Annotated in this window: 23 protein-coding genes; 3 read left to right on the top strand and 20 right to left on the bottom strand. The window is 68.3% G+C overall.

What is annotated here, in order from left to right; genetic code table 11:
* Positions 1 to 4 precede the first annotated feature (4 nt).
* From AC07NC_RS06480 to AC07NC_RS06550, 15 genes are all read right to left on the bottom strand, one after another.
* Positions 5 to 478, bottom strand: a complete 474-nt coding sequence (locus AC07NC_RS06480; RefSeq protein WP_494568987.1) for a type II secretion system protein M — start codon at positions 476 to 478, stop codon at positions 5 to 7.
* The gene (gspL, locus tag AC07NC_RS06485) at positions 475 to 1,575 is read right to left on the bottom strand and encodes a type II secretion system protein GspL (protein WP_494568988.1); all 1,101 of its coding nucleotides are present in this window, start codon (positions 1,573 to 1,575) and stop codon (positions 475 to 477) included. Before gspL ends, AC07NC_RS06480 begins: the two co-directional genes overlap by 4 nt.
* Positions 1,572 to 2,558: a type II secretion system minor pseudopilin GspK gene (gspK, locus tag AC07NC_RS06490; protein ID WP_494568989.1), complete on the bottom strand. Its 987-nt coding sequence runs from the start codon at positions 2,556 to 2,558 to the stop codon at positions 1,572 to 1,574. Before gspK ends, gspL begins: the two co-directional genes overlap by 4 nt.
* A complete protein-coding gene (gspJ, locus tag AC07NC_RS06495; protein WP_291755183.1) occupies positions 2,555 to 3,166 on the bottom strand; it encodes a type II secretion system minor pseudopilin GspJ in 612 nt (203 codons plus the stop codon). Before gspJ ends, gspK begins: the two co-directional genes overlap by 4 nt.
* On the bottom strand, positions 3,163 to 3,570 hold the full coding sequence (gene gspI / locus AC07NC_RS06500; protein ID WP_494568990.1) for a type II secretion system minor pseudopilin GspI: 408 nt from the start codon (positions 3,568 to 3,570) through the stop codon (positions 3,163 to 3,165). Before gspI ends, gspJ begins: the two co-directional genes overlap by 4 nt.
* On the bottom strand, positions 3,563 to 4,027 hold the full coding sequence (locus tag AC07NC_RS06505) for a GspH/FimT family pseudopilin (RefSeq protein WP_494568991.1): 465 nt from the start codon (positions 4,025 to 4,027) through the stop codon (positions 3,563 to 3,565). Before AC07NC_RS06505 ends, gspI begins: the two co-directional genes overlap by 8 nt.
* Complete coding sequence (gspG, locus tag AC07NC_RS06510) at positions 3,996 to 4,445, bottom strand: type II secretion system major pseudopilin GspG (RefSeq protein ID WP_008263479.1); 450 nt, start codon at positions 4,443 to 4,445, stop codon at positions 3,996 to 3,998. Before gspG ends, AC07NC_RS06505 begins: the two co-directional genes overlap by 32 nt.
* 13 nt (positions 4,446 to 4,458) lie before the next feature.
* Entirely contained in the window at positions 4,459 to 5,676 is a 1,218-nt protein-coding gene (gene gspF, locus AC07NC_RS06515) for a type II secretion system inner membrane protein GspF (RefSeq protein ID WP_494568992.1), read from the bottom strand.
* On the bottom strand, positions 5,676 to 7,172 hold the full coding sequence (gene gspE / locus AC07NC_RS06520; protein ID WP_494568993.1) for a type II secretion system ATPase GspE: 1,497 nt from the start codon (positions 7,170 to 7,172) through the stop codon (positions 5,676 to 5,678). Before gspE ends, gspF begins: the two co-directional genes overlap by 1 nt.
* Before the next feature lie 4 nt (positions 7,173 to 7,176).
* A complete protein-coding gene (gene gspD / locus AC07NC_RS06525) occupies positions 7,177 to 9,333 on the bottom strand; it encodes a type II secretion system secretin GspD (RefSeq protein ID WP_494568994.1) in 2,157 nt (718 codons plus the stop codon).
* Positions 9,330 to 10,127 (bottom strand): type II secretion system protein N, encoded by a 798-nt coding sequence (locus AC07NC_RS06530; RefSeq protein WP_494568995.1) that lies wholly within the window; start codon positions 10,125 to 10,127, stop codon positions 9,330 to 9,332. Before AC07NC_RS06530 ends, gspD begins: the two co-directional genes overlap by 4 nt.
* Before the next feature lie 239 nt (positions 10,128 to 10,366).
* Positions 10,367 to 13,021, bottom strand: a complete 2,655-nt coding sequence (locus AC07NC_RS06535; protein ID WP_494568996.1) for a TonB-dependent receptor domain-containing protein — start codon at positions 13,019 to 13,021, stop codon at positions 10,367 to 10,369.
* 75 nt (positions 13,022 to 13,096) lie between these two features.
* Entirely contained in the window at positions 13,097 to 14,623 is a 1,527-nt protein-coding gene (locus AC07NC_RS06540) for a beta-helix domain-containing protein (protein WP_494568997.1), read from the bottom strand.
* A gap of 271 nt (positions 14,624 to 14,894) precedes the next feature.
* Entirely contained in the window at positions 14,895 to 15,404 is a 510-nt protein-coding gene (locus tag AC07NC_RS06545; RefSeq protein WP_494568998.1) for a hypothetical protein, read from the bottom strand.
* Positions 15,404 to 16,366, bottom strand: a complete 963-nt coding sequence (locus tag AC07NC_RS06550) for a M28 family peptidase (RefSeq protein ID WP_494568999.1) — start codon at positions 16,364 to 16,366, stop codon at positions 15,404 to 15,406. The genes AC07NC_RS06545 and AC07NC_RS06550 overlap by 1 nt, the downstream gene beginning before the upstream one ends.
* 75 nt (positions 16,367 to 16,441) lie before the next feature.
* Between AC07NC_RS06550 and ligA the strand changes: the two genes are divergently transcribed.
* Positions 16,442 to 18,775 carry an NAD-dependent DNA ligase LigA gene (gene ligA / locus AC07NC_RS06555; protein ID WP_494569000.1) on the top strand — a complete coding sequence of 778 codons (2,334 nt, stop codon included), beginning with the start codon at positions 16,442 to 16,444 and terminating at the stop codon, positions 18,773 to 18,775.
* A 3-nt stretch (positions 18,776 to 18,778) separates the two neighbouring features.
* Here ligA and AC07NC_RS06560 read toward each other — a convergent pair whose 3' ends face one another.
* Positions 18,779 to 19,288 (bottom strand): hypothetical protein, encoded by a 510-nt coding sequence (locus AC07NC_RS06560; RefSeq protein ID WP_494569001.1) that lies wholly within the window; start codon positions 19,286 to 19,288, stop codon positions 18,779 to 18,781.
* Positions 19,289 to 19,485: 197 nt separating this feature from the next.
* Complete coding sequence (locus AC07NC_RS06565) at positions 19,486 to 20,427, bottom strand: LytTR family DNA-binding domain-containing protein (RefSeq protein WP_494569002.1); 942 nt, start codon at positions 20,425 to 20,427, stop codon at positions 19,486 to 19,488.
* An 11-nt stretch (positions 20,428 to 20,438) separates the two neighbouring features.
* Between AC07NC_RS06565 and AC07NC_RS06570 the strand changes: the two genes are divergently transcribed.
* Positions 20,439 to 21,680, top strand: coding sequence for an acyltransferase family protein (locus tag AC07NC_RS06570; RefSeq protein WP_494569003.1), 1,242 nt, complete (start codon positions 20,439 to 20,441; stop codon positions 21,678 to 21,680).
* Between the two features lie 230 nt (positions 21,681 to 21,910).
* Here the strand turns inward: AC07NC_RS06570 and adhP are convergent, their stop codons facing one another.
* The 3 genes from adhP to AC07NC_RS06585 all read right to left on the bottom strand — a co-directional run bounded on the left by adhP (position 21,911) and on the right by AC07NC_RS06585 (position 25,709).
* Positions 21,911 to 22,939 (bottom strand): alcohol dehydrogenase AdhP, encoded by a 1,029-nt coding sequence (gene adhP / locus AC07NC_RS06575; RefSeq protein ID WP_008261496.1) that lies wholly within the window; start codon positions 22,937 to 22,939, stop codon positions 21,911 to 21,913.
* Between the two features lie 142 nt (positions 22,940 to 23,081).
* Positions 23,082 to 24,599 (bottom strand): acetaldehyde dehydrogenase ExaC, encoded by a 1,518-nt coding sequence (gene exaC / locus AC07NC_RS06580; protein ID WP_008261774.1) that lies wholly within the window; start codon positions 24,597 to 24,599, stop codon positions 23,082 to 23,084.
* Positions 24,600 to 24,734: 135 nt separating this feature from the next.
* Positions 24,735 to 25,709 (bottom strand): GAF domain-containing protein, encoded by a 975-nt coding sequence (locus AC07NC_RS06585; RefSeq protein ID WP_494569004.1) that lies wholly within the window; start codon positions 25,707 to 25,709, stop codon positions 24,735 to 24,737.
* A 203-nt stretch (positions 25,710 to 25,912) separates the two neighbouring features.
* On the opposite strand from AC07NC_RS06585, the gene AC07NC_RS06590 reads away from it, so the two are divergent.
* Positions 25,913 to 26,335 carry a DUF2147 domain-containing protein gene (locus AC07NC_RS06590; protein ID WP_008259611.1) on the top strand — a complete coding sequence of 141 codons (423 nt, stop codon included), beginning with the start codon at positions 25,913 to 25,915 and terminating at the stop codon, positions 26,333 to 26,335.
* The last annotated feature ends 32 nt before the right edge of the window (positions 26,336 to 26,367 follow it).

The following is a 26,367-nucleotide window of genomic DNA, read 5'->3' on the forward strand; positions in this document are numbered from 1 at the left end:
GGCTTCAGGTCGAGGGCGCCAGCGCGCCCTCGACGCTGATCGTCGCATCGGCGTTTTCGACGACGTTCAGCGTCGTGGCCTCGACCTTGCGGTCATGCAGGGCCGCCAGCCAGCCGAAGGCCGCCGCGCTGGAGACATTGGTCAGGCTGAAGCCCAGGCCGCCGTCCGGCGACATGCCCATGACCGGCGTCACCCCGGTGATCGAACCGACCTCGGCGACCACCGCAGAGACATCGACGTCGCTGCTCGCGGCGTCTGTCCGCACCATGCGACCCGTCGCCGTCTGAACCAGGGCCAGATCGGCCTCGGCCACAGCCCGCGCCTCGGCCGCATCGGCCCGCCAGGCCCAGGCCGGACGAACGATCAGCAGCCAGACCAGAACGGCGGCGATCGCAAGCCCCATCACCGCCAGCATCCGCTGCTCGCGCAGGGTGCGACCGTCCCACCAGGCGGCGGCTTGAGACATCAGGCCGTTCATGCGGCGCCTCCCACGATGATTTCACTGACCACCCGCCCGCCGTCCTCGACGGTCGAGGCGTCGGACATGGCCAGGCCCGAGGCGGCCAGGGCGGTCCGCAAGGTCTCCAGATCCGAAAAGGCCGGATAGCTGACGGTCGCACGCACCCCCTGGCCGGGATCGGCGCTCAGACTGTCCAGCTCCGCGCCCTCGACCTGTTCCACGGCGGCGAACAGGGCGGCGCTGACCGAGGCCAGTCCGCCCGGCGGCGGGGCCACGGCGATCTGGCGACGCGCCGCCTCCATCGGATCGCTGGCGCGGGCGGCGTCGGGCAGGGTTTCGGTGATCAGGGCCAGGGTCCGGCGTTCGGCCCGGTCGGCGGCGACCTGATCGCGCGCGCCGGCGGCGAGGGTCAGGATCAGGGGCGACACCACCAGAGCCGCCGCCAAACCGGCCGCCAGCCGCCAGCCGCCCGCCCGAACCTCGCGTTTGCGCTCCAGGCCCGACAACAGATCGACGGCCGGCGCCGCCGCTGCGGCCGCCAGCAGCCGCTCCAGCGTCTCGGGATCGTCCATGCGGATCAGGGGGCGCCCGCCCGCCACCGCCTCGACCAGATCGGACTGGACCGTGGCCGCAAAATGCGCGCTGCGCAGCCCCATGTCGGCCCCGAAGACGGCGGCGCTCAGAGCGTCGTCGGCCGGCGCCGGCAGGATCAGACAGTCGGGCACTATGGCGACAGGGGTCACGCCCAGAGCGGCGAGATAGTCGATCCACGCCTCCAGCAGACCCGCGCCCACGGCGGCGACCAGACGCGGCCCCTCGCCCGCGACCGGCCCCAGGGCCACGACCGTGCGCTCGGGATCGCCGGCCAGATCGTCCTTCAAGGCCCAGCGCGCCGCCGCCCGCACCTGGGCCGTCCCGCCGACCGGCAGGTCCAGCCAACGCACCAGGACATCGGCGCCGGGAGCGACGGCCACCGTGCGGACATCGAGCGTCGGGGCCGAGTCTTCCAGCAGCAGGGAGCCGCGTTGGAGCACGCGTCCCCCGGCGTCGAACGTCAGGAAGGGCGCCGGCATCGAGGCCGCCGGGGGGATGATGACGATACGGGTCTGGCTCATTCTTCAGGGGTCCAGCGGCGAATGACAGTACGCACGCCGCCGTCCGGCGCGGCGTGAATCAGGGCGGTGCGGACGGCGTGGGCGCCGCCATAGTCGATATCGACCCGAAGATCGAAATAGCGCGTCGACAGTGAGACTCTCCCGCGCGTCTCATCATCGGGCGTGAAACCCTTGAGCGCCGGCTGGCTCCAGAAGGCGTCGACGCTGGACCAGCCCAGCGCCGGGCGGGCGGCGATGGCGGCGCGCGCGCCCTGAAGCCCCAGGGCGCCGCGCGTCAGCATGACCAGAAGGGGCGCCTCGGCCGGGCTCAGGGTGTTGATGTTCAGCGTCGTCTGGGTGGTCGCCGGCAGGGCGCAGACATAGGGGCGCAGCCGCCGATACAGGGCGTCGTCCATATTGGCGACCGCCCGCATCTCGCTGACGTCCGCCAGGATGACGCCGCCGGTGCGATACGGCGTGGACAGGCCGGCGTAACGGGCATCCTCGGCCCCGCCGGGTGAAGCCTCGGCGTCATTGTCCATCCAGTCGGTCAGGGCGGCGGCCGCAGCGGCCATCCGGGCGCGCGACAGGCCGAGGGCGGCGCCCAGGGCGACGAACTGTGTCATGGCTTCGGGGCGGGGAAACAGGTCCTCGTTCTGGCCGAAGACCAGGCTGTTCAGGTTGAAACAGGCCTGGCCGTCCGTGACGACGGCGCGGATCGCGCCCTCCTCCACCGGAAACTCCAGCACCCGGCCGTTCCAGCGCGGCTCCAGCGGGGTGCGGGCGGGATCGATCTTGACCAGGTCGGCGATCTGGCGCCGCGCCAGGCTTTCGGCGCCGGCGGCGTACCACTGGGCCTGGGCCTGGGTCTCGGCGTTGGTGGTGCGGCGCACCGAGAAGCGCACGTCGTCCAGAATGGCGACCGCCACGACCGCCATCACCGCCACCAGCAGCAACACCGTCAGCAGGGCCATGCCCTCGCGCGATCCCCGCAGCCGTCTCATGCGGCGGCGACCAGGAACAGTTGATCCAGGCGGCCGAAACCGTCCAGGGTCATGACGATCCGCACCGCGTCCGGCAGCGGCCGGTCGCTGGTCGAGATGAAGGCCGGCGCCTCCGACCCATTCTGGATGAAGGTGACGGTCGCGTCCTTGACCCCGCGGTACAACACCTGGGGCGGCCCCGCGCGGGCGCCGTCCAGATAGGGAGAGACGCGCCGCTCCAGCCGCCCCTCGACCACCCGGTATTCGACCCTTTGCAGCGACGGGCGCGGCGCCGCGTCCGGATTGGACCACCCGTTGCGAACCAGGACCAGAATGGGATCGCCGGGCGTCTCCTGCCCCATCAGGGCGCGCGGCAGGGGCCGGCCGGTCGGGCCGCGCGTGCGACGCGGCGACGCCTGGGCCAGATCGGCCTTCAGCAGGGCGCGCGTCCGTTGCAGATCGCCGATGCGGTCGGTCTCGGCGCGGATGGCGAATTTGGCGTCGATGGTCTGGCTCAGCACCAGGGCGCCGGCCCCGGCCAGCAGGGCGAAGATGGCCAGCGAGACCAGGACCTCGACCAGGGTGAACCCCGCCCGCCCCTCCCGTGACTTCGTGCGCGGCGCCCTCATGCCCCGGCCGCCCGGAACAGGACGCGGTCGGCCACCTGGCCCTCGTCGGTGAAGACCCGCACGTCAATCCGACCCATGCCGGGGACTTCGGTCCCGGTGACGACGCGACGCCAGCGCCAGACGCGGCCGGCCATCTGGGTTTCGCCGCTGACTTCGCCCACCGGCAGGCTGGGCGCGATCATGGCGTCGGCCGCGACATTCTCGGCCACCAGACCGCCCAGGGTGCGCGCCTCGACGCGCACGGCGGAACGGGTGCTCTCGCCGGACAGGTTCAACAGGGCCATGGCCGCCAGGGTGAACACCGCCAGGGCCACCAGCATTTCGATCAGCGTAAACCCGGCGCGGGCGTGTCGAGCCCTGCCGCCGGCCGGACGACCACGCGCTGCTGAGGCGGAATCAATCATGGATCGACACCTCGCCCGCGCCGTCGACCGTGACGGTGCGGGACTGGTTGTCGCGGGTCAGGCGGACCCGGGCGGGGTCAGCCACGCCGGTGGGATCGAAGACGATGCGCACAGGGTCCGCCGGCGCCGCGACGCCCTCGCCCCAGGTGCGGGCGATGAAGACGCCGTTCAGCGGCGTCCAGACGGCGCCGTCGAAACTGGAAAAACCATAGCCGGCCGTGTCCGCATCCGCCGCCACCGGCCGATTGGTCAGGATCGCCTCCTCGCGGGCGCGCGAGAGCCGGGCGGCGAACTGCTCCGCCTCCAGACCCACGGCCGGGCGGGGATCGGGCAAGGACAGGGCGACCGCCCCGGCCGCCAATCCGATGACGGCCACCGTGACCATCAGCTCGACCAGGGTGAATCCAGAACGGCGACGCTGAAGCCTAGCCCTGCCAGTTGCCGAGGTCCGCGTCATTGCCCTCGCCCCCTTCCTTGCCGTCCGCCCCCAGGGAGAAGACGTCGAACTGCTGGCCGTGCGCGCTCTGGCGACGATAGCGGTAGGGGTTGCCCCACGGATCTTCGGGCAGGCGACGCACATAGCCGCCCTGGCGATAGCGTTCCGGCTGGGCCAGGCCGGCCGGCGCGGACACCAGGGCCTCGAGCCCCTGCTGGTCGGTGGGGAAGTTCAGATTGTCCAGGCGATAGGTCTCGATCGCCTGCTCCAGAACCGAGATGTCCGCCTTGGCCTTGCCGACCATGGCCCGGTCCTGGCTGGGCAGGACATTCAGCGCCACCACGGTCGCCAGCAGGCCGATGATGACGATGACCACCATCAGTTCGACCAGGGTGAAACCCTGACGCTTCTTACGCTTGTTCTGATTTTCTGACGTCATCACTAAACTCTCCTCACCCCATCGCCAGGGTGTTGATCTGAAGTATGGGCAGCAGGATCGACAGGACGATCATCGCGACCACCCCGCCCATGACCACGATGATGGCCGGCTCCAGCAGGCTCAGCATCACGGCGGTGAAGGTCGCGAACTCACGTTCCAGATAGTCGGCGGCCCGTTCCAGCATCGGCTCCAGCCGTCCGCTGCTCTCGCCCGAGGCGGTCATATAGACCAGCAGCGGGGGAAAGACGTCGGCGCGGCGCATGGCCGCCGACAGGCCCCCGCCCTCGCGCACCGCCTCGCCCATGGATTCCGTCGCCTGACGCAGGGCCATGTTGGACACGGTGCGGGCGGTGATGGTCAGGCCCTCCAGCACCGGCAGGCCCGCGGCGATCATGGTCGACAGGGTGCGCGCCATCCTGGCCCCATGCAGGTCCCGCGTCAGACGGCCGATGACCGGCAGCCTCAGCATCGTCTGGTCGATCCGCAGGCGGATTTCGGGTCGGCGTCGCGCGACCACGCCCGCGACGATCAGCCCGGCCAGCAGCAGCAGGAACAGCCAGCCCCAGTTCCGCATCAGATCCGACACGCCGATCACCAGCCGCGTCAGCAGCGGCAGGGTCTGGTTCATGCTCTCGAACTGATCGACCACCTTGGGCACGACGAAGGTCATCAGAATGGCGATCACGCCCAGAGCGACCACGGCCAGGACGCTGGGATAGACCACGGCGGTGATCACCTTGCCGCGCACCTGCTGATCCCGCTCCAGCCCGTCGGCCAGACGTTCCAGGATCGGCTGAAGCGCGCCCGACTGTTCCCCGGCCGAAACCATGGCCCGGTACAGGGGCGGGAAGGCCTGGCCCTGCAAGGCCATGGCGTCGGACAGGCGACGCCCCTCCATGACCCCTGCATGCACGCCTTCCAGCACCCGCCGCACCACCGGCCGATCGGCCTGAAGCGCCAGGGTGCGCAGGGCCTCTTCGATCGGCGAGACCGAAATCAGCGTCGCCAGCTGGCGCGTCGTCAGGGCCAGGGTCTTGGCGTTCAGGCGGTCGCCCCGGCCGGCGCCGCTCGTCCGCTCGGCACGCGCCGCGATCCGGGCCGGCGTCAGCTCCAGCGGCATCAGCCGGCGCTTGGTCAGCCAGCCGCGCGCCGCCGCCTCGTCCGAAGCGGTGACGGCGCCGGAAACCGTCCGCCCCGCCGCATCGACGGCCACATAGTCGAAGGCCGCCATCAGGCCGCCTCCGCCGGATCGGTCGCCGTCTCCTGGCGGGCGACGCGCACCGCCTCCTCGACCGAGGTCACGCCGTCCAGCACCAGGGCGCGGGCGCGTTCCGTCAGGGTTCCGCCTCCGGCGAAGGCGGCGGCGACCACGGCGTCCTCGTCCGCCTCGGCCGCGATCAGACGCCGCACGCGGTCGTCGATCTTCAGCACCTCGTACAGGCCGATCCGACCGACATAGCCGGTATTGCCGCAATGGGCGCAGCCGTGCGGGCGCCAGACCTGCACACCCGCCTTGGCGCCGACCAGTTTCGCCGTCTTCTTGTCGGCGATCTCGGGCGTGCGGCAATGGTCGCACAGGCGCCGCACCAGCCGCTGGGCCACGATCAGCCGCAGGGTCGAGGCCAGCAGGAAGGGCTCCACCCCCATGTCGCGCAGCCGCGTCACCGCCCCCGCCGCGTCATTGGTGTGGACGGTGGACAGCACAAGGTGGCCGGTCAGGGCGGCCTGGACCGCGACCCCCGCCGTCTCCACGTCGCGGATCTCGCCCACCATGACCACGTCCGGGTCCTGGCGCAGGATGGCGCGCAGGCCCGCCGCGAAGGTCATGCCGACCTTGGTGTTGACCTGGGTCTGGCCGACGCCGTCGATGGCGTATTCGACCGGATCCTCGACCGTCAGGATGTTGCGCGTCTGGTCGTTCAGCAGGGCCAGGCCGGCGTACAGGCTGGTGGTCTTTCCCGAGCCCGTCGGCCCGGTGACCAGGATGATGCCGTTCGGCTCGGCCAGGGCGGCGCGGAAGGCGGCCAGGGCGTCGGGCGCCATGCCCAGACGGTCCAGGGTCAGGCCCGCCTGATCCTTGTCCAGAATCCGCATCACCACCCGCTCGCCGCCGCGCGACGGCAGGGTCGAGACCCGCACGTCCAGCGTCTTGCCGCCCAGGGCCAGGGGGATGCGCCCGTCCTGCGGCACGCGCTTCTCGGCGATGTCGAGCCGCGCCATGACCTTGATGCGCGACACCAGCAGCGGGGCGATGCGCGGGTTCAGGCTCAGGGCCTCGCGCAGCACACCGTCGATCCGCATTCGCACCAGCAGGGCGCTCTCATAGGTCTCCAGGTGGATGTCGGACGCGCCGGTCCGCACCGCCTCGGCGATGATCCCGTTGATCAGCCGGATCACCGGCGCATCGTCGGCCGTATCCAGCAGATCGGCCGCCGCCGGGATGTCGTCGATCAGACTGTCCAGCCCGGCCGGCATGTCCAGATCGTCGCCGTCGGTCGCCGCCAGATGGTCGCCGGCATAGACCTCGGACAGTTGGCGGTCGAAGGCCGCCTGGCTCAGGGCCTCGACCGCGAGGGGGCGCCCCAGGACGCGCCGCGCCTCAATCAGGGCCTTGGGATCCGCCCCCTCGCGCAGACCCACCCGCGCCACCTCGCCGGCGTCCAGCAGCAGGACGCCGTGTCGTTTGGCGAATCCATAGGGCAGGCTGGGGCTGACCAGGGTGATCATGGGATCAGTTTCCGGTCGGCGGCAGGGGCGCGGCCTCGACCGGGGCGACGGGGGCGCTCACTCCAGTCGGGGCGATCACCATCGGCTGGCCCGTCGCCGGGGCGGCCGGCGCCTGGGTCCGCATATAGTCCCGCACCAGGGCGTCCAGGCTGGGCTCGCGATCCGGCTGCACCGCCTGCTGCTGGTCGCGCATATAGCCCCAGCGATCGGCGGCCAGGCCTTGAGCCTCCTCGCGGGTGCGGACGATGGTGGGACGCAGGAAGACCATCAGATTGGTCCGCCCGCGCTGACGGCTGTTCGACCGGAACAGGGCGCCGACGCCCGGCAGGTCGCCCAGGCCGGGGATCTTGTCGGTCGAGATGATGTCGTTCTGGTCCAGCAGGCCGCCGGCGACCGCGATGTCGCCGTCATCGACCACCAGGGTCGTCTGCAGCTCGCGCTTGTCCAGCACCAGGTCCGTCGCGCCACGGGTCAGCCCGCCGTTGATCGCCGACACCTCCTGGCGCAGCGTCAGGGTGATGGAGCCGCCGGCGTTGATCTGCGGCTTGACCGTCAGCCGCACGCCGATGTCCTTGCGGTCGGTCGTGGTGAAGGGGTTGGAATTGCCGTCCAGCAGGGTCTGGCCGGTCGTGATCGGCACCTCCTGCCCGACCAGGAAGGTCGCCTCTTCGTTGTCCAGCGTCATGATCGACGGGGTCTGGAGCAGGTTGGAGCCCTTGTCGGTCTTGGCCGCATTGATGATGAAGCCGAACAGGCCGTCGCCGACCTCGACCCCGGCGCCGCCGATAAAGCCGTTGGCGCCCACCAGACTGTTCAGGGCCAGGGTCTGCAGCTGTTCCCGCAGCGGATCGTCCTTGTCCAGCTGCCCGGCATAGGCGCCGCCGGCCATGTTCACCAGCGGGGTGGCGTTGGCGGTGTAGTTGGTCAGACCGACGCCGTTCTCGCCGCCGTACAGCCACTGGACGCCCAGCTCGCGCACTGCGTTGTCGCTCAGCTCGACCACGATGGCCTCGATCAGCACCTGCTGGCGGCGCACGTCCAGCCGCCGAATGACGTCGGCCAGGGTCCGCTGCATGTCGGCCGGCCCGGCGATGACCAGGGCGTTGGCGCCGGGGAAGCGGGCGATGGTGGCGCGCTGTCCGGTCGCGGTGACAGTGGACGAACCGATGGCGCCGCGGTCCGCGTCCGCTCCGCCCAGGCTGGAGGCGGCGCGCGACAGGCCGCTCGACGCGCCGTTCGTCGATCCGGTCGGGGCGGTGCGCAAGCCCTGGCTCGCGCCCGTCGAGGCCGTGACCGGCTGGCCCACCACCTGCTGCAGCACCGGCAGAAGCTGCTCGGCGTTGGCGTGTTCCAGGAAGACGACGTTCACGTCCTGGCTGGCGCGCGAGCGGCCGTCCAGGTCATGGATCAGGCCGCGCACGCGGGCCAGGGCCTGGCCGTCGCCGCGCAGGACGATGGAGTTCGAGCTTTCCACCGCCGTGACGGTGACCATCCCCTGCCCGCCGCCGCTCGGCGCCGCCATCACCTGCTGCAACACCCCGGCGATCTCGCGCGCCGAGGCGTTTTCCAGCGCCACCACCTCATAGCTGGACCGGTCCACGTCGATCCGGCCGATCAGCGAACGGATACGGGCCAGATTGTCGGCGAAATCGGCGACAACCACGCTGTTGGCGCCGGGATTGGCCAGGACCTGGCCCTGGGCCCCGACCAGCGGCCGGATCGTCTCGGCGGCCGAGGCTGCGTCGATGTTGCGCAGCTGGAACACCTCGGTCGAGAAACGTTCGGCCCCGACCGTCGACGGCCCCTGGGCCGCGCCCTGGGCCGGGCTGATCCGATAGGCGCCCGACTGGGTCGGGGTGACGACCAGGCCGTTGGCCCGCAGGGTGGACAGGAAGACCTCGAACATCTGGGCGCGGCCCAGCGGCCGATCGCTGGTCACCGTCACCGTTCCTGTCACGGCCGGATCGACGATGAAGGTGCGGCCGGTGGTGCGGGCCACGTCCTGGATGAAGGCGCGGATGTCGGCGCCCTGGACGTTCAGGGTCTGGCGCGCCTCCTGGGCCATGACGGGCGCGGCGGCCAGAGGGGCCTGCAGGGCCAGGACGGCGGCGAGGGCGCCGACGCCGGAACGCTTCAGGCGATTGCGCAGAGAGGCGGTCATGGACGCGTCCTTATGGTGGTGGTGCGCGTCTCGCCCGCGCGCTCATATTGGATGTCGGCGGACGGGGCGCTGGCCAGCTGGCCGCGCAGGGCGCCGATGGCCTGGGGGCTGTTCAGCGCCACGCCATTGACGGACAGGATGACGTCGCCCGACTGGAGCCCGGCGCTGAGCAGCTCGGACGCATTGCCGGCTGACGAGACGGTGAAGCCGTTGACGCCCAGCCCCTGGATCCGGGGCCGCAGCGCGGCCTGGGCCATCAGCCTTTGAGGATCGACGATCGCGCCCTGAGACGAGGCGGGCGCGGCGGTCGGCGGGGCCACGACCTGGGGCGTCGACGGCGGCGGGGGCGGCGCAGCGGCCCCGGCGGGCGTGTCGGCGAATTCCAGACGGCTCAGGGACTGGCCCCGCGCCAGGGTGACGAAATCCGCCCCCACCGCCTGCAAGACCAGGCCGGGCTCGACCTCCTCGCCGACGCCGACAGACAGTTGACGCCCGTCCGCAAGACCGATGATGGCCGATCCGCCGCCGACGCCGCCCGCGCGCACGCCGAACAGCCGCATCTGGCTGGCGTCCGCGCCCGAGGCGCCGGCCAGGGCGCCCTGCCCGCCTGTGCGGAAGAAGGCGTCGAAACGCGACAGAATACTCATGTCCACCGGCCCCGCCGGGGCCGTGGCGCCGGCCGGTTCGGGCTTCGGCTGAGGTCCTGCGAACAGCCAGACAAGCCGCCCCGTCTGAACCAGCAGCAGCAGGATCAGCACGACCTCGACGATGCGACGCAGCGGCAGACGACGCATACGGTCGGTCACCGAAGAGACGTTAAAACTACGGATAGCCGCGATCACGACGCCATGCCTGTTCCGACCCCGACGGCCATCCCGCGATCTAGACTAATCGTCCGTATGCGGGCCGCACCGAAGTGTGAAGACACGAAGAACATCTGGTGACAGATGCGATCTATACGGATCATTCAAGAACGAAAACGACCGGAAGGCCAAGGCCTCCCGGTCGCAAACGCGTCAGTTGTTTTTCAAGATCAGAAGCGGGCGGTCAGGCTGACCGAGGCGCTCTGGCCCAGGTCGTAGTTGTTGACCCGGATCTTGTTGCCCAGTTCTTGGTATTCGTCGAACTCGGTTCCCAGCAGGTTCCGCAGTTCCAGGGCGAAGCCCATGTCGCGGGCCATGACGGTGAAGTCCTTGCGATAGACGAAGTCCAGGAACACGCCGGGCTCCTGGATGAAGTCAGGCTCGCGGCTCGCGCCGGTGCCAGCGCCGCGGGCGGTGATCCGGTCGCTGACATAGTTGACGATGATCGTCGCCTGCGAGCGGGCCGTATCGTCTTCCCAACCCAGTTGCAGGTTGGCGACATGGTCCGACTGGCCTTGCAGACGGCTGCCGTCCTGAATGAAGAAGGACGCCTGTTCCGGCGCACCTGCCCCACCCAGGGTCAGGACGGTGTCGCCCTCGCCCACCTTAACCTCGGAGTCCGAGTAGGTGTAGTTGGCCTGCACCAGCCAACGCTTGTTGGCGATGAAGCTCATGGTCTGGTCGGGGAACTCGAAGTACTTCTTCACCTCGACCTCGGCGCCCATGATGGTCGCCTTGGGCGCGTTCAGATACGACTGCTGGCGCTGGTTGCCCACTTCGACGATGACGGATTCAACCGGCTTGTCCATGTCCTTGTAGAAGACGCCGGCGGTGATGAACTGCTGGCGGGCGAAGTACCATTCGTACCGCGCGTCCAGGTTCAGCAGTTCGGTGTCCACCAGATAGGGGTTGCCGATGAAGATGCGGTCGCTTTCCGGATCGGTATAGGCCTGGGGCGCCAGTTCGCGGAACTGCGGACGGCCGATCGTCTGCGACACGCCGAAGCGCAGTTGCTGATCCTCGGCGAAGTTCCAGGTCGCGGTCAGCGAAGGCAGCCAATACTGTTCTTCGATCTCGGTGGCCTCGTAGGTCGAGGTTCCGCCGAACACGTCGCGCGGCGTGACGCTCTGCTGACCGTCTTCGAAGCGGACGCCGACCGTGGTGCGGACCAGCGGGATGATTTCCGCATCGACCATGGCGTAGGCGGCGTTGACCTTCAGCTCGGCGTCATAGGCGCTGGCGCCGTTGCTGCCGGCGATTTCACGCAGCTGCAGCGTCGTCGGATTGATATTGTAGTCCGAGAACAGATAGTCGATGCGCGACAGGCGCTGGCTATCGGTCAGGCCGTTGACGGCTTCGAACTGCAGATCGTGGCGGCTGGCTTCGCGGTTGTTGTCGAGGGTGGCGACGCCGGCGCTGATGACGGCTTCGCGCGCCGAGGACAGCGGCAGGGTGTAGGCCACGTCCACGCCGCCGGAGACGATATCGTCGTCCAGTTCGCTGAACGAGATCAGATTGCCCTGAACGTTGTGAATGTAGTCGCCGTTCGCATTGACGCCGTACTGGAAGCGCGACTCATAGGGCGCGTCCCGCGACGTCTTGGCATAGGCCGCGCGCCAGTCGATCTCCAGCGCGCCATCCATGAACTGATGTTCGCCGGCCAGCTGGCTGCTCCAAAGCTGGCGCACGAACCATTCCGTATAGTCGTTGCGGATGACGCTGCCGCCGGCGTCGAAGTCCGGACCGGCCACCGAGCGGGCTTCCTTGGTCGTGTTGCGGACGTACAGGTTGGTCCATTTGACCTCGTGGTCGGCGTTCGACAGCGACAGACCGCCGAGGAAGTTCAGGCGAATGTCGTTCTGGTTCGAGTCGACGTCATAGGTTGAAACCGGCACCAGGACTTCGCCCTGGAACTGGCCCTCTTCCTGGACGCCGCCACGGGCGCGCCAGCTGTTGTCGTATCCGGCGACGGCGATCAGGCCCAGGGTGCCGAAACCCGTGTCCTGCGAGAAGCCGCCCGCCAGTTCCACACCACCGTCGATCGGCGTCTTTTCGCGTTGCAGCAGGCGCAGCGGCGCATTGACCAGCGACTGCCCCATGGTCTGGAGTTGGTCGGCGGTGAAGTTGGCGCTGTTGATCTGCTTGCCCTGGTCGAAGGCGATGGCGATGGCGCCGGGCACTTCGCGGGTGTCGTCGTCAAAGCCGGTGAAGTCGGTGCGCGACCCGTAATAGATCAGGTTTTCCTTGCCGGTGGATTCGGTGTTTCCGCCCAGCGACAGCTTCATGTTGAAGAAGGGTTCGTTCGGGGCGTCGATGGTGTGCAGATCGATCACGCCGCCGCCGAACTCGCCGGGGAAGTTCGGCGAATAGGTTTTCTGAACCGTCACGCCGTCCAGGATGCTGGAGGGGAACAGGTCCAGGGGCACGACGCGCTGCAGCGGCTCGGGGCTGGGCAGGGGCGAACCGTTCAGCATGGCCGAGGAATAACGCTCGCCCAGTCCGCGGACGTAGATGAACCGGCCCTCGACGATCGACAGGCCGGTGACGCGGGTCAGGGCGGCGGCGGCGTTGCTGTCGCCGGTGCGCTCCAGATCCTCGGACATCAGGAAGGCCGCGACTTCGGAGCTCTCGCGGTTGGGTTCGGGAATATAACGGCCCAGGACGACGATCTCGCCGACTTCGGTCGCCTGCTCCTCGACCTGTTCGGCCGGGGTTTGCGCGGTCGGGGAAGTCGTCGGGGCCGTCTGGGCGAACGCCAGGCCGGGTGCGATCAGCGCACTGGTGGCGAGAAGGACCCCGCTCAGGGTCAGAGTAAGTCTATTCATGGTCTGCGCCTTGAAGGGGTCAGGAAACGCGAAGAACCGGCGGCGACCTCATGGTCGCCGCCGGAACTGTCATCGTCAGCAGGTCGAGCCGGAGGTCAGGCCGCAGGTCCAACCCTGCCACCAGGTGTCCTGAGCGTTCCGCACAGCGCCGATGTAGGTCACGCTGTCGAAGAAGCCGTAGACGGTCTTCGGATCGACCGCCGTCACGGCGTTTTCATTGGCGCCGTTGATGAACGCCAGGTTCTGGTTCGTGATGGTCGTGCCCGAGGCCGGAGCGGTCAGGGTCGAGGTCCCCAGCGCCGTCACATTGGTGTTGCGGGCGTTGGTGAAGACCGCCGTCGAGCGGGCGACGTGGGCCGGACGATACGAAACCGAGCAGGACATGAAGATCGAACGCAGCGACGGCGTCGAACCGCTATCGAAGCTGGTTTGGGTGTCGCCGTCGGCGATGTCGAAGCAGCCGGCGACCGAGCCCGTCGTCGAGGTGGCGACGATATTGATCAGGTTCGGGTTGGTGCCGGTGTCGAAGTGCATGACCGTGTGAGCGTCAGTCGGAGCGTTCCGGCCGACCAGGGTCCAGTTGGCGATCTTCGGCTGCGACAGATAACGCGAGGCGTAAGGCGTCGAGGTCGGGGCGGACGAGAACTCGAAGCCGGCCGAACGGCTGGTCGAGTTCGGGGCGCGCTGGGTCACGATGCCGAACTGGGCGCCGCCGCGCCAGCCGGTGTCGGTGTCCAGACCATCGTCGTCGGCGCCGTTGATGACGATATGCTTCAGGTTGGCGTTGCCGCCGAAGATTTCAATGCCGTCGTCCGAGCTGTTGTACGACTGGATGTGGTCCAGAGTCGTGCCCGAGCCGACACCGGCCAGGGTCAGGGCCTGAAGCTCGTTGCCGGTCGCGATTTCGAAGCCGGAGTACTTGATCTGGATGTAGCGCAGGCGGCCAGAGTTGTCGGCCGGGGTGTTGCCGCCGAAGAAGGCGTTGGTGCCCTCGACCTGACCGGTGCAGGTGACCGGCGCGGTCAGTTGGCAGTTAGCCGCAGGCGCGCGGCCCGCGAGAACGATGCCGCCCCACTGACCTTGCGAGGTCGGCGTGGTCGTGCCCTCGACGTCCTGGCGGCTGGTGAAAACGATCGGGTTGGTGGCGGTGCCTTCGGCGAAGATCTGCGAACCGCGATTGACCAGAAGATAGTCGCCGCCGTTGGAGGCGAAGACCTTCACGCCCGGATCGATCGTCAGGATGCCCTGCGTGCCCGTGGTCGAGGCCGGATCGACGCCGCGGTCGGTGCCGACTTCGGTACGGCCGCTGATCGCGTAGATGGTGCCTGCGCGAACCGACAGGGTCAGGTTGCCCAGAACCTGGGTCGGCAGTTGGCAGACGCGCAGAGTGCCGTTGGCGATGGTGCCGACGTTGGTCAGGCCGGTGGGGCAGTCGGCGGCGGGGGTGCCGGGCGTCGGCGTCGTCGGCGTGGTCGGCGTGCCGCCGCCGCCGTTGCCGAAATCGCCCTCGCCAGGCGAAGCCACCTCGGCGGAGCCGCAGGCGGCGAGCGCGAGGGCGCTGGCCGCCGTCACGAGAAGGGTCTTGAGCTGAAGGCCGGTCATCGTCAGTCCACCGTGTCTGGTCAAAGAGCTATGACAGGGGACGACCGAGCTCATGCCCGGCCGTGATGACGTGATCGTCCCTCCTGCCCGGCTCCAGTCATTAGGGATGCTGTGTGACGGCGCATGCGCCTCGGTATGAAGGTTCGGCGGAGATTTTGCGGAGAAATAGAATCTGTTTTACGACGATTGATCTGCCTTCCGATCAATACGTCACATCGAATACGTCCGATGTCGGAGGTTGCAGAGGCGCAGCCGCCGAGCTTCTGTCCGATCAGTCGCCGTTCCACCAGCCCAGGTTGAACGGGATACTGTGGCCCTTCACCGTCATGGCGCCGGTGATCACCGGGGTGCGGTCGCCCAGATTGCGGCGTGCGGTGGCCAGTGCGCCGGGATCGATGCGGGCGTCCAGAACGAGTTGTCTCCCATCGGGCATGACGCCGACGAAATGCAGGCGCTCGTCGGTCAGGTCATAGGCGCGCGGCGTGATCTGCACCGCGCCGTCCGGCCCCGACAGCGTCAGGATCAAGGGTGCGCCGCCCCTCTGCGCCGCTTCCCACGCCTCCAGGGCCGAGGCCTGGCCAATGAACAGGCTTTCGACCCGCCAGCCTTGTGTCGGTTCGGACACCGGCCGATAGTCGCCCGAGATGTCGCCTTCGAGCCGATGCTGGAAGGACGCCGTGGCGGCGGGCGCCGTCGCCGTGGACGCCGGGGCGGTGTCGCGCCGCTCACAAGCCGCAAGCGCCGCCAGACAGACCAGGGCTGGAACCAGAAGACGCCGCATCACCGATCCAGCGAACGGTCCAGGGCGCGGAAGCCGGCGATGGCCAGTTCGGTCGCCGCAGTGAAGACCTCAGGCCTGATCCGCTCGAAGTCATCGGTCGGGCGGTGATAATCGGGGTGATAGTCGATGCCCATATAGAGGAAGGGCACGCCCTTGTCGTGGAAGGCGCCCTGGTCCGACGCCGAGACCCAATTGTTCTCCCCCTCGTCCTGCGGCGTATCCTTGCCGAAGGCGAAACTGACCGGGCCGACCGCCGGCAGGGGCTCCAGGATCGGGCGCAGGTTCGGGTGCTGGTATGTGCCCGTGACCCACAGATGCCCGTCGGTCTCGGCCCGCGCCGTCATGTCGAAGTTCAGATTCAGGGCGATGGATGACAGGGGCACGGGCGGCGCCTTGACGAACTCGCGCGCGCCCAGCAGCCCCCGCTCCTCCCCGTCGAAGGCGACCAGCAGCACGCTGTGCTCCGGCGCCTGGGCCTTCAGCCGTTTGGCCAGCTCCAGCATCGTGGCGACCCCCGAGGCGTTGTCGTCGGCGCCGTTGTAGATCTGGCCGTCGTGCATGCCGACATGATCATAATGGGCGCTGACCACAATGTAGCGGTCGCCCACCCGGGTTCCGGGGATCAGGCCCAGCACATTGGCCCCGCGATAGGCAGCCGGCCCCTGCGGCGACGGCCCCGTCCCCTCGAACGGCTGCAGCCGCCCGAACGGCGCGGGCGCGACGCCCAGCGCCTCGAGTCGCGACACCACATAGGCCCGCGCCCGCTCCCCGCCCGGCGTGCCGGTTCCCCGCCCCTCCATATCGTCCGCCGCCAGGATCCGCACGTCGTCCAGCAGTTGGGCGTACTGGGCGGCAGGCACGGCGGGCGTGGGCGAAGGCGGACTGATCGGCTCGACGCAGCCGGCCAGGACCAGGGCGGCGCATCCGCCGAGCAGAAGGGATCGGGCGGCGGCGGACAGCATGGACGACTCCGTAAACGATGATTCAGCCTAGCGTGCGGATCGCCCGGCGTCAGCCCGTGGTAATGAGACGACGACATGTCCAGCGCGATTCCCCCCTTCCCGCCCGTCGAAGACCTGACCGCCGAAACCGCGGCGGAGGAGTTGGCCTGGCTGGCCGCCGAAATGGCCCGCCACGACGCCCTCTATAATGAGGCGACGCCCGAGATTTCCGACGCCGACTACGACGCCCTGCGCGCGCGGAACCTGGCGGTCGAGACCGCCTTCCCCGACCTGGTCCGCCCCGACTCCCCATCGCACAAGGTCGGCGCCGCCGTCTCCAGCCAGTTCGCCGAGGTCCGCCACGGCGTGCCCATGCTGTCGCTGGACAACGCCTTCGACGAGGGCGAGGTGCGCGACTTCGTCGCCCGGATCGCCCGTTTCCTGAAACTGCCGGCCGACGACCCCATCGCCTTCGTCGCCGAGCCCAAGATCGACGGCCTGTCCGCCAACCTCCTCTATGTCGACGGCCAACTGACCCTCGGCGCCACACGAGGGGATGGCCGCACCGGCGAGGACGTCACCGCCAATCTGAACACCATCGCCGATGTGAAACAGACCCTGGCCGGGGACGACTGGCCCGACCGGATCGAGATCCGGGGCGAGGTCTACGCCCCAAACGACGCCTTCGCCGCCTTCAACGCCGCCGCCGAGGCCGAGGGCCGCCGCACCTACGCCAACCCCCGAAACTTCGCCGCCGGCTCCCTGCGCCAGAAGGACGCTCGGATCACCGCCAAACGCCCGCTGAACTTCTTCGCCTACGCCTGGGGCGAACACTCCAGCGACTTCGCCGAGACCCAGTGGGAGGCCCTGCAAAAGCTCAAGGCCTGGGGCTTCCCGGTCAACGCCCGCTCGCGTCGGGTCGAGGGCGCGGAAGGCCTGATCGCCGTCTATCGCGAGCTGGAACGCGACCGCGCGACCCTGGGCTATGACATCGACGGCGTGGTCTACAAGGTCGACCGCCTCGACTGGCAGCGCCGCCTGGGCTTCGTCGCCCGCAGCCCCCGCTGGGCCATCGCCCACAAATTCCCCGCCCAACAGGCGACCACGGTGCTGGAAGACATCGACATCCAGGTCGGCCGCACCGGCTCCCTGACGCCTGTGGCCCGGCTCCACCCCGTCACCGTCGGCGGCGTCGTGGTCAGGAACGCCACCCTGCACAATGAAGACGAGATCGAACGTCTGGACGTCCGCATCGGCGACACCGTCCGCCTGCAACGCGCCGGCGACGTCATCCCCCAGATCCTGGGCGTGGTCCCCGACCTGCGTCCCGCCGACGCCGTCCCCTATGTCTTCCCCGACAAATGTCCGGTCTGCGGCTCCGAGGCGGTGCGCGAAGGCGACGAGGTCAAGCGCCGCTGCACCGGCGGCCTGATCTGCGACGCCCAGATCGTCGAACGGCTGAAGCATTTCGTCGGCCGCCGCGCCTTCGACATCGAGGGCCTGGGCGAGAAACAGCTGGCCGCCTTCAATGCGCGCGGCTGGATCAAGGAGCCGGCCGACATCTTCCGCCTGGCGCGCGACGAGGCGCGGCTGAAGGAACTGGAACGCGAAGACGGCTATGGCGAGACCAGCATCCGCAACCTGGTCGCCGGCATCGACGCCCGTCGCGTCATCTCGCTGGACCGATTCCTGTTCGGCCTGGGCATCCGCGACATCGGCGAACAGACCTCCATCGTCCTGGCCCGCGCCTTCGAAACCTGGCCCGCGCTGAAGGCCGCCTGTCTCCAGGCCGCCTCGGGCGTGCCGTCCGACGCCTGGACCGCCCTCGCCTCCGCCCACGCCATATCGCCCCGAGTCCTGACCCTGATGGCCGAGGCGACGCCCCCCGCCGCCGATCCCTGGCCCGAGGCGACCATGGACATGAAGATCAGCCAGGCCTTCCCCGGCATGGCCGCACCCGCTCGCCGTTCGCTGGCGACGATGACCAATGACTGGTCCGGCCTGGTCGAACTGGCCCGCATCGCGCACGAGGAAGGCCCGTCCGAAATCCTGAACCAGATCGCCGGCGTCACCGGCGTCGGCCCCGTCGCCGCCCTGGCCCTGGCCCACTTCTTCCACGAGCCCCACAATCTTCAGGTCGTCGCCGCGCTCGAGGCCGAGCTGACCCAGATCCTCGACGCCGAACGGCCCAAATCCGACACTCCGGTCGCGGGCAAGACCGTCGTCTTCACCGGCGCCCTGGAACGCTTCACCCGCGACGAGGCCAAGGCCCGCGCCGAAAGCCTGGGCGCCAAGGTCTCGGGTTCCGTCTCCAAAAAGACCGACTACCTCGTCGCCGGCCCCGGCGCCGGCTCCAAGCTGAAGGACGCCGAGAAGCACGGGGTTCAGGTGCTGACCGAGGATGAATGGCTGGCATTAATCGGCGGATAGGCGTCAGGGGATCGGGAAGCCCCAGGTTTTGGGGTCAAACGGATCATCTCCCGGCGCCAAGTCGTCAAGGCGTGTGGGACCTGCCGTGATCAAGACCGCCCGTAATTCACTCGAGAGCCGTCCCCGGGTAATATTTTCCTCAATCAACAGCAGGCCATCGGCGGTCACGCATTGCGCCTGGCCAATATCCTGCACGCCGGGCCTGCCGTCGATCCAGTGGCAGTCCCGACCGAGAACCGTTTCCGGCGTTCGTTCGATCCTTGGCTTCTCAGTCGGTGCTGAAGCCGTATTGTGGCTGGCCCACATCCTCGTGTGCCCCTCCTGCGCGTCCCATTGCGCTGACCAGACGACGCTTCGATCTGCGTTCTCAAGAGTTCTGCGGCGCTCGCCGTTGGAGACTTCCTCAAAAAAGCTCCAGTCGCCGCGATGCATGATGGTCCGACGAATTGAACCGACGACTAAAGATCGCCCCTCCATAACGACACGATAGTCGCTCTGCCCAGGCAGGATCACGGGATTACCCGCCCGCGCAGGCGCTCGGGCGGCGCACCCTGCTGCCAGGCCCAAAGCGACCAGAATAGAACCGTAGAGCATCCTCTTCATGCTGCCAGAATAACGCGTCTGGATTGCGCAATGCTTACCCTGTCCGCAAGCAAATCACCTCGACCGGCCCAGGTCCTGACCGAGGACGAATGGCTGGCCTTGATCGGCTAACCCCGCAGGGTCGCCAGGGCGGCGGGATAGCGGCGTGACAGGGGCGCGTTGACCGCCCCCAGTTCCACGGTCCAGTCGCCGGAGCCGTCGGGCTGCAGGCCGGTGACGCGCTCTGCATTCACCAGCCACGAACGATGGACGCGCACAAAGCCGAACCGCGACAGTTCGGCCTCGACCGCCGCCAGGGTCGCGCGCATCAGCGGACGCCGCCCGTCCGCCAGCAGGAACTCGACATAGTTCCCCGCCGAACTGACCGCCAGGATGTCGGCCAGGGGCGCGCGGATGATGCGGGCCCCGTCGCGGACGTCGAAACTGACCGGCCGCACCGGTTCATCGCGCCGCCGCCGCAGATAGGCGATCAGCACGAAGCCCCCGACCAGCAGGACATAGGTCACCAGGTCCTTGCGCAGCTCATAGCTGAACCGGTCGCCGAACTGATAGGCGCCCGCCCCCATGACGGCGTAGCCCAGCTTTCTCAGCGCCACGAAACCGCTGACGTGCACGGCCGAAAAGGTCAGAAGCGCCGCCAGATGAATCCCGGCGAACCGCGCCTTGGGCCGCCATCCCTCGCCCGCCGCCTCGTCCGGCGGCGCCAGACTGGCGGCCAGCCAGGGAATCCAGATCGCCGCCATCAGGGTGATGGCGCTGGACACCTCCCAGACCATGGGCTTCCAGGCCGATACATCCGGATTGTCCGCCTGGGCCGTCAGGACATTGACCGGCGTGTTGATCAGCGAAAAGGCCAGGACCGCCAGGGCGCCGCGCCACAGATCGCGACCGTTCAGGCGTCGCGCCATACGCGACCACCCGCTCGTCACGACACGCGCGCCGTTCGTCCCGACGCCCCCGGCGCCGTCCCCGCCCGACGACCGCACGGCCCCGGACGGTTGCCGACCCGCCCGTCGTTCCGCGACGACGGGGCCTGCATCATTCGCCATGGAGTTCTCGCATGTCTGTTACGCCCCCGCTCGTGTCGCCGTCCGCGATGACGGGCCGACGATACGATCTGGACTGGATTCGCGTCGGCGCCTTCATGCTGCTGATCCTCTATCACGTCGGCATGTTCTATGTGCCCTGGGACTGGCACGTGAAGAGTCCGCGTCAGATCGAGGCGCTCGAGCCGATCATGATGATGACGGGCCCGTGGCGGCTGACCCTGCTGTTTCTGGTCTCGGGTTGTGCGACCCGATTTCTGGCGGACGGGTTCGAGGCGCGCGGCCAAAGCGGATGGGCGCTGGCCGGATCGCGAACCCTGCGCCTTCTGCCGCCGCTCCTGTTCGGCATGTTCGTCATCGTGCCGCCCCAGAGCTATTACGAGATCGTCGAGGCGGCCAAGGGCCTGGGGATCGCCGACCCCGCGCACGGACCCGTACTCAAGGACTTCTGGGTCAGGTACGCCACCTCGACCGGCCACTGGTGCGACGCCGACGGCTGCCTGACCACGCCGACGTGGAACCACCTGTGGTTCATCGCCTATCTGCTGCCCTACAGTCTGTTGCTGGCGGTGATGATCGCCTTGCCGGCCGTCCGGCGCGCCCTTCAGGCGGCGGGGAATCGGGTCTTTCGGGGATGGGGGCTGCTGGTCTGGCCGGTGCTGTATCTGATCCTGATCCGCTGGTTCCTGGCCCCCCGGTTCGAGATCACCCACGCCCTGACCGACGACTGGTACAATCACGCCCTCAGCTTCGGCGCCTTCCTGTTCGGCTATCTGATCGCCCGGTCCGAGGAGGCGCGCCAGACCCTGATGCGGCTGCGCTGGCCCGCCCTGATCATCGCCCTGTGCTGCTGGGCGGCCTGGGCGACCTATGCCTGGGTCTATCGCGGCGACGTCAATCCGTCCGAGCCGCTCAGACAGGCGATGCGGATCGCCTATGCGCTGGATCAGGCGGGCTTCATCGCCGCCATCCTGGGCTTCGGCGCACGATGGCTGAACCGGGACGCTCCGGCTCTGCGCTATCTCTCGGCAGGGGTCTTCCCCTTCTATATCGTCCACCAGACGGTGACGGTCGTGGCGGCCTATAATCTGGCCACGCTCCACCTGCCGCTGGGCGTGGAGACCGGTCTGCTGATCCTCATCACCGCCCTGGGCTGCCTCCTCGCCTACGAGGTCGCGCGCCGGATCGGATGGCTGGGCCTGTTGCTGGGGGTGAAGCCGCAGAAGGCGGGGCGAACCGCGCGGTCGCCCGCCTGATGCGAGGGCTGGGACGGCCCAGCCCTCCTAATTCCGCAACAAAACCATCGCTGGATCAGCGGCTTGAAATTGATTCAAGCCGCCGACCCATCACGTTCGCAGACGGGCTTATGATCCCGCCCAGGTCTTTGACATCGCGATCGGACAGCCCCGACGCACCGGCCCTGAACGTCGGAATTAGACGAAATAGACGAAATAGACTCCATTTTTTGGAGTGGACCGCGTCTATCTCAGATCGTCATGACGATCCGGCCCTCGATCTGGCCGTCGCGCATCCGCTGGAAGATGCTGTTGATGTTCTCCAGCGGTTCGACCGAGACCGTGGCCTTGACCTTCTCGTCGGCGGCGAACTGAAGCGCCTCCTGAAGGTCCAGACGGGTGCCGACGATGGAGCCGCGCACCGTGGTGCCGTTCAGCACCATGTCGAAGATCGACAGGGGGAAGTCGCCGGGCGGCAGGCCGTTCAGGGCCACGGTCGCGCCGCGCGAGGTCATGTTGACCGCCTGTTCGAAGGCCTTGGGCGAGACGGCCGTAACCAGCACGCCCTGGGCGCCGCCGTCGGTCTGGGCCTTGATGTCGGCGGCGGGGTCGTTGGACGTCTTGGCGTTGACCGTCACGGTCGCGCCCAGCCGCCGCGCCAAGTCCAGCTTGGCGTCGTCCACGTCCACGGCGGCGACGTTCAGCCCCATGGCCTTGGCGTACTGAACCGCCACATGGCCCAGGCCGCCGATGCCCGAGATCACCACCCAGTCGCCCGGCTTGGTGTCGGTCATCTTCAGCCCCTTGTAGACCGTCACCCCGGCGCACAGGATCGGGGCGATGTCGGTGAAGCTGACATTGGCCGGCAGATGGCCGACGTAGTTGGGGTCGGCGATGGCGTATTCCGCAAACCCGCCGTTGACCGAATATCCGGTGTTCTGCTGGTCATGACACAGGGTCTCCCAGCCGCCCAGGCAGTGTTTGCAGTGGCCGCAGGCCGAGTAGAGCCACGGCACCCCGACCCGGTCGCCCTCCTTGACCAGAGTGACCCCCGCCCCCACAGCCGAGACATAGCCGACGCCCTCGTGGCCCGGAATGAAGGGCGGGTTCGGCTTGACCGGCCAGTCGCCCTCGGCGGCGTGCAGATCGGTATGACAGACGCCAGAGGCCTCGATCTTGACCTGAATCTGGCCCGGACCCGGCTCGGGGACCGCCACCTCTTCGATGGTCAGCGGCTGGCCGAATGCGCGCACGACTGCGGCCTTCATGGTTCTGGACATGGAACATCCTCATCGATTTGGGGGAACGGGCGGACCGGAAGCAGGACACCGGCCCGCCCGCCTGGGAGTTAGCTCTCCGGACAGACGGATCAGAGAGCGATCGGAGAATGGCCGATCCGGAACCGGCCATCCTTGATGCAGATCAGAAGAAGCCCAGTTTGTCGGGGCTGTAGCTGACCAGCAGGTTCTTGGTCTGCTGATAGTGGTCCAGCATCATCCGGTGGTTCTCTCGCCCGATGCCGGACTTCTTGTAGCCGCCAAAGGCCGCATGCGCCGGGTACTGATGATAGCAGTTGGTCCAGACCCGACCGGCCTGGATGGTACGACCCGCGCGATAGGCGGTGTTCATGTCGCGCGACCAAACCCCGGCGCCAAGGCCGTATTCGGTGTCGTTGGCGATCTCCATCGCCTCTTCGAAGGTCTTGAAGGTGGTCACGGCCAGGACGGGACCGAAGATCTCCTCCTGGAAGACCCGCATGTCGTTGGTGCCCTTGAACACGGTCGGCTTGACGTAATAGCCGCCCGACAGGTCGTCCGGCAGCAGCGACTGTTCGCCGCCCGTCAGCACTTCGGCCCCCTCGTCCTTGCCGATCTGCAGATAGCTGAGAATCTTCTTCAGCTGCTGTTCCGACGCCTGGGCGCCGACCATGGTGGCCGGGTCCAGCGGGTCGCCCTGGACGATGGCCTCGACCCGGGCGATGGCCTTGGCGATGAAGGCCTCATAGATGTCTTCATGGATCAGGGCACGGCTCGGGCAGGTGCAGACCTCGCCCTGGTTCAGGGCGAACATGGCGAAGCCTTCCAGGGCCTTGTCCAGGAAGGCGTCGTCGGCGTCCATCACGTCCTTGAAGAAGATGTTCGGCGACTTGCCGCCCAGCTCCAGCGTCACCGGAATGATGTTCTTGGTGGCATACTCCATGATCTTCTGACCCACGGCGGTCGAACCGGTGAAGGCGATCTTGGCGATGCGCGGATTGGTGGCCAGGGGCTCGCCCACCTCGGCGCCCGTGCCGGATACGATGTTCAGCACGCCTGCGGGCAACAGGTCCTGGATCAGTTCGATCAGCAGAAGGATCGAGGCCGGGGTCTGTTCCGCCGGCTTCATCACGATGCAATTGCCCGCCGCCAGGGCCGGGGCGATCTTCCACGTCGCCATCAGAATGGGGAAGTTCCACGGGATGATCTGGCCGACCACGCCCAGCGGCTCATGGAAATGATAGGCGACCGTGTCGTGATCCAGCTCCGAAATCCCGCCTTCCTGCGCGCGGATACAGCCGGCGAAATAGCGGAAATGGTCGATGGCCAGGGGAATGTCGGCGGCCAGGGTCTCGCGCACCGGCTTGCCGTTGTCCCAGGTCTCGGCCTCGGCCACGGCCTGGAGATTGGCTTCGATCCGGTCCGCGATCTTGTTCAGGATGACGGCGCGCTGAGCGACGCTGGTCTTGCCCCAGGCGTCCTTGGCCGCATGGGCGGCGTCCAGGGCCAGTTCGACGTCGGCCGCGTCCGAGCGTGCGACTTCGCACAGGACGCGGCCGTTCACCGGGGAGGTGTTCTCGAAATAGCGGCCGTTGACCGGCGGGACCCACTGGCCGCCAATGAAATTGTCATAGCGCGTCTTGAACTTGGGGGTCGCGGCGCGCGCGAATTCGGGTTTGGTCATGAAACACTCCTAACGTTCCCTCGGGCGTCGATTGCCGACGTCGTTGGGACGGGAAGCTCTGCCTGCCCCGGCCGATCCGCCAGACGGGCCGTTCATGGTGCAGCGCACACCTGTCGCACGCCTGCGACAGTCGGCTCAGTGAGGTTCGCGCGAAAGCCCCAGCCGGTGCAGCTTGCGATGCAGGGTCGCACGGCTGATCCCCAGGGCCCGCGCGGCGGCCGAGACATTGCCCCCGTTGCGCGCAAGGGCGCGACGCACCGCCCCGCGCTCGGCCTCCAGCAGCTCCGTCTCGACACAGCCCGCCCCCAGGACCTCGGACGCCGCCAGTTGGGCCGCGATCCGCTCGTCGGTGATGGACAGGGCCAGGCGGGCCGCGCGGGTGGCGCCGATCACCAGGTCGTCCCGATCGACCGCCAGCAGGGCCGCCGTATTCCGCTCGACCGGATCTCCGGCCAGGACGATCCGCGCCTGGGAGAAGGCCTGACGAAAGGTCTGGGCCTCGATGGCCCGCGCCGCATCCGCCACGGCCGCCGCGATCAGGCCCAGCACGCCCGCGGTCGCATCGGCCCGGCAGGACGAGACGTCCAGCAGACCGGCGAGGCGTCCCAGATGATCGTGGATCGGATGGCTGGTGCAGCTCAGGGCCGTGTTGCGGGTATGGAAATGCTGGTCCCGATGGATGGTCAGGGGCCGGTGTTCCGCCAGGGCCGTGCCGATGCCATTGGTGCCCTCGACCGCCTCGGACCATATGGCGCCGGGCCACAGCCCCCAGCGGCGAAAGATGTCGTCATCCGCCGCCGCGCCCCGGCGCTCCAGCGGCACCCCGTCGGCATTGGTCAGCAGGATGCAGCAGCCGGTGTCGCCGACGGCCAGGAACAGCCGATCCAGCACCCCTTGCGCCGCCCGCGTCATCGGCTCCATGGCCTGGCGCGCCTCATGCAGTTGCGCCTCGGTCAGGGTCTGGGGACGGCCGCCGTCCTCGGGATCCAGGCCGTACAGCGACATGGACCGACGCCAGGATGCGGCCAGGGCCGAACGCGCCGGCTCGGCGCCGTTGTCGAGCGCCTGTTTGATCAGGCTTCCGTGATCGTTTCCTGGCCGATCGCCCATGGTGTCTCCCAAGGCTTGTTTCGCCAGATCAGACGCTTGCCGCGCCACAAGGTCAAGGCGACCCGGCTAAACGCCACGAAAGCTTCCCTAAGGTCCGGTTTTCATTGGCGATAGGGGATCAGTTCAGCCTTGTTTTGAACCGAAACCCGGATCACCCTGCATATCAACGGGTCGCCGAACCGGCCCGAGAAAAGGGAACGACCATGAAGACCAAGATCATGCTGGCCGCCGCCGCCCTGGCGGCTGCGCTCGCCTCTCCCGCCCTGGCCGCGGATCCGACCGGCCTGTGGCAGACCCCGACCAACGGCGGCCAGGTGCGGATCGCCCGTTGCGGCCAGGCCCTGTGCGGAACCCTGGTGACGTCGAACCATATCCGGGCGGACGCCGACGTCCGGGACGAGCATAATCGCGACACCGCCTTGCGTAGCCGCACCCTGCGGAACCTGCCGATGCTGACCGGCTTCACCGGCGGCCCGACCGAATGGCGCAACGGCTCGGTCTATAACCCGGCCGACGGCCGCACCTATCGCGGCACCATCACCATGACCAATGACAACAGCCTGAACCTGCGCGGCTGTGTCGTCGCCCCCCTGTGCAAGACCCAGACCTGGACCCGCATCCAGTAGGCCCGCCCCAGACAGACGAAGGCCCGGCCGGA

The sequence above is a fragment of the Brevundimonas sp. GW821-FHT10A07 genome (genome assembly GCF_059415785.1).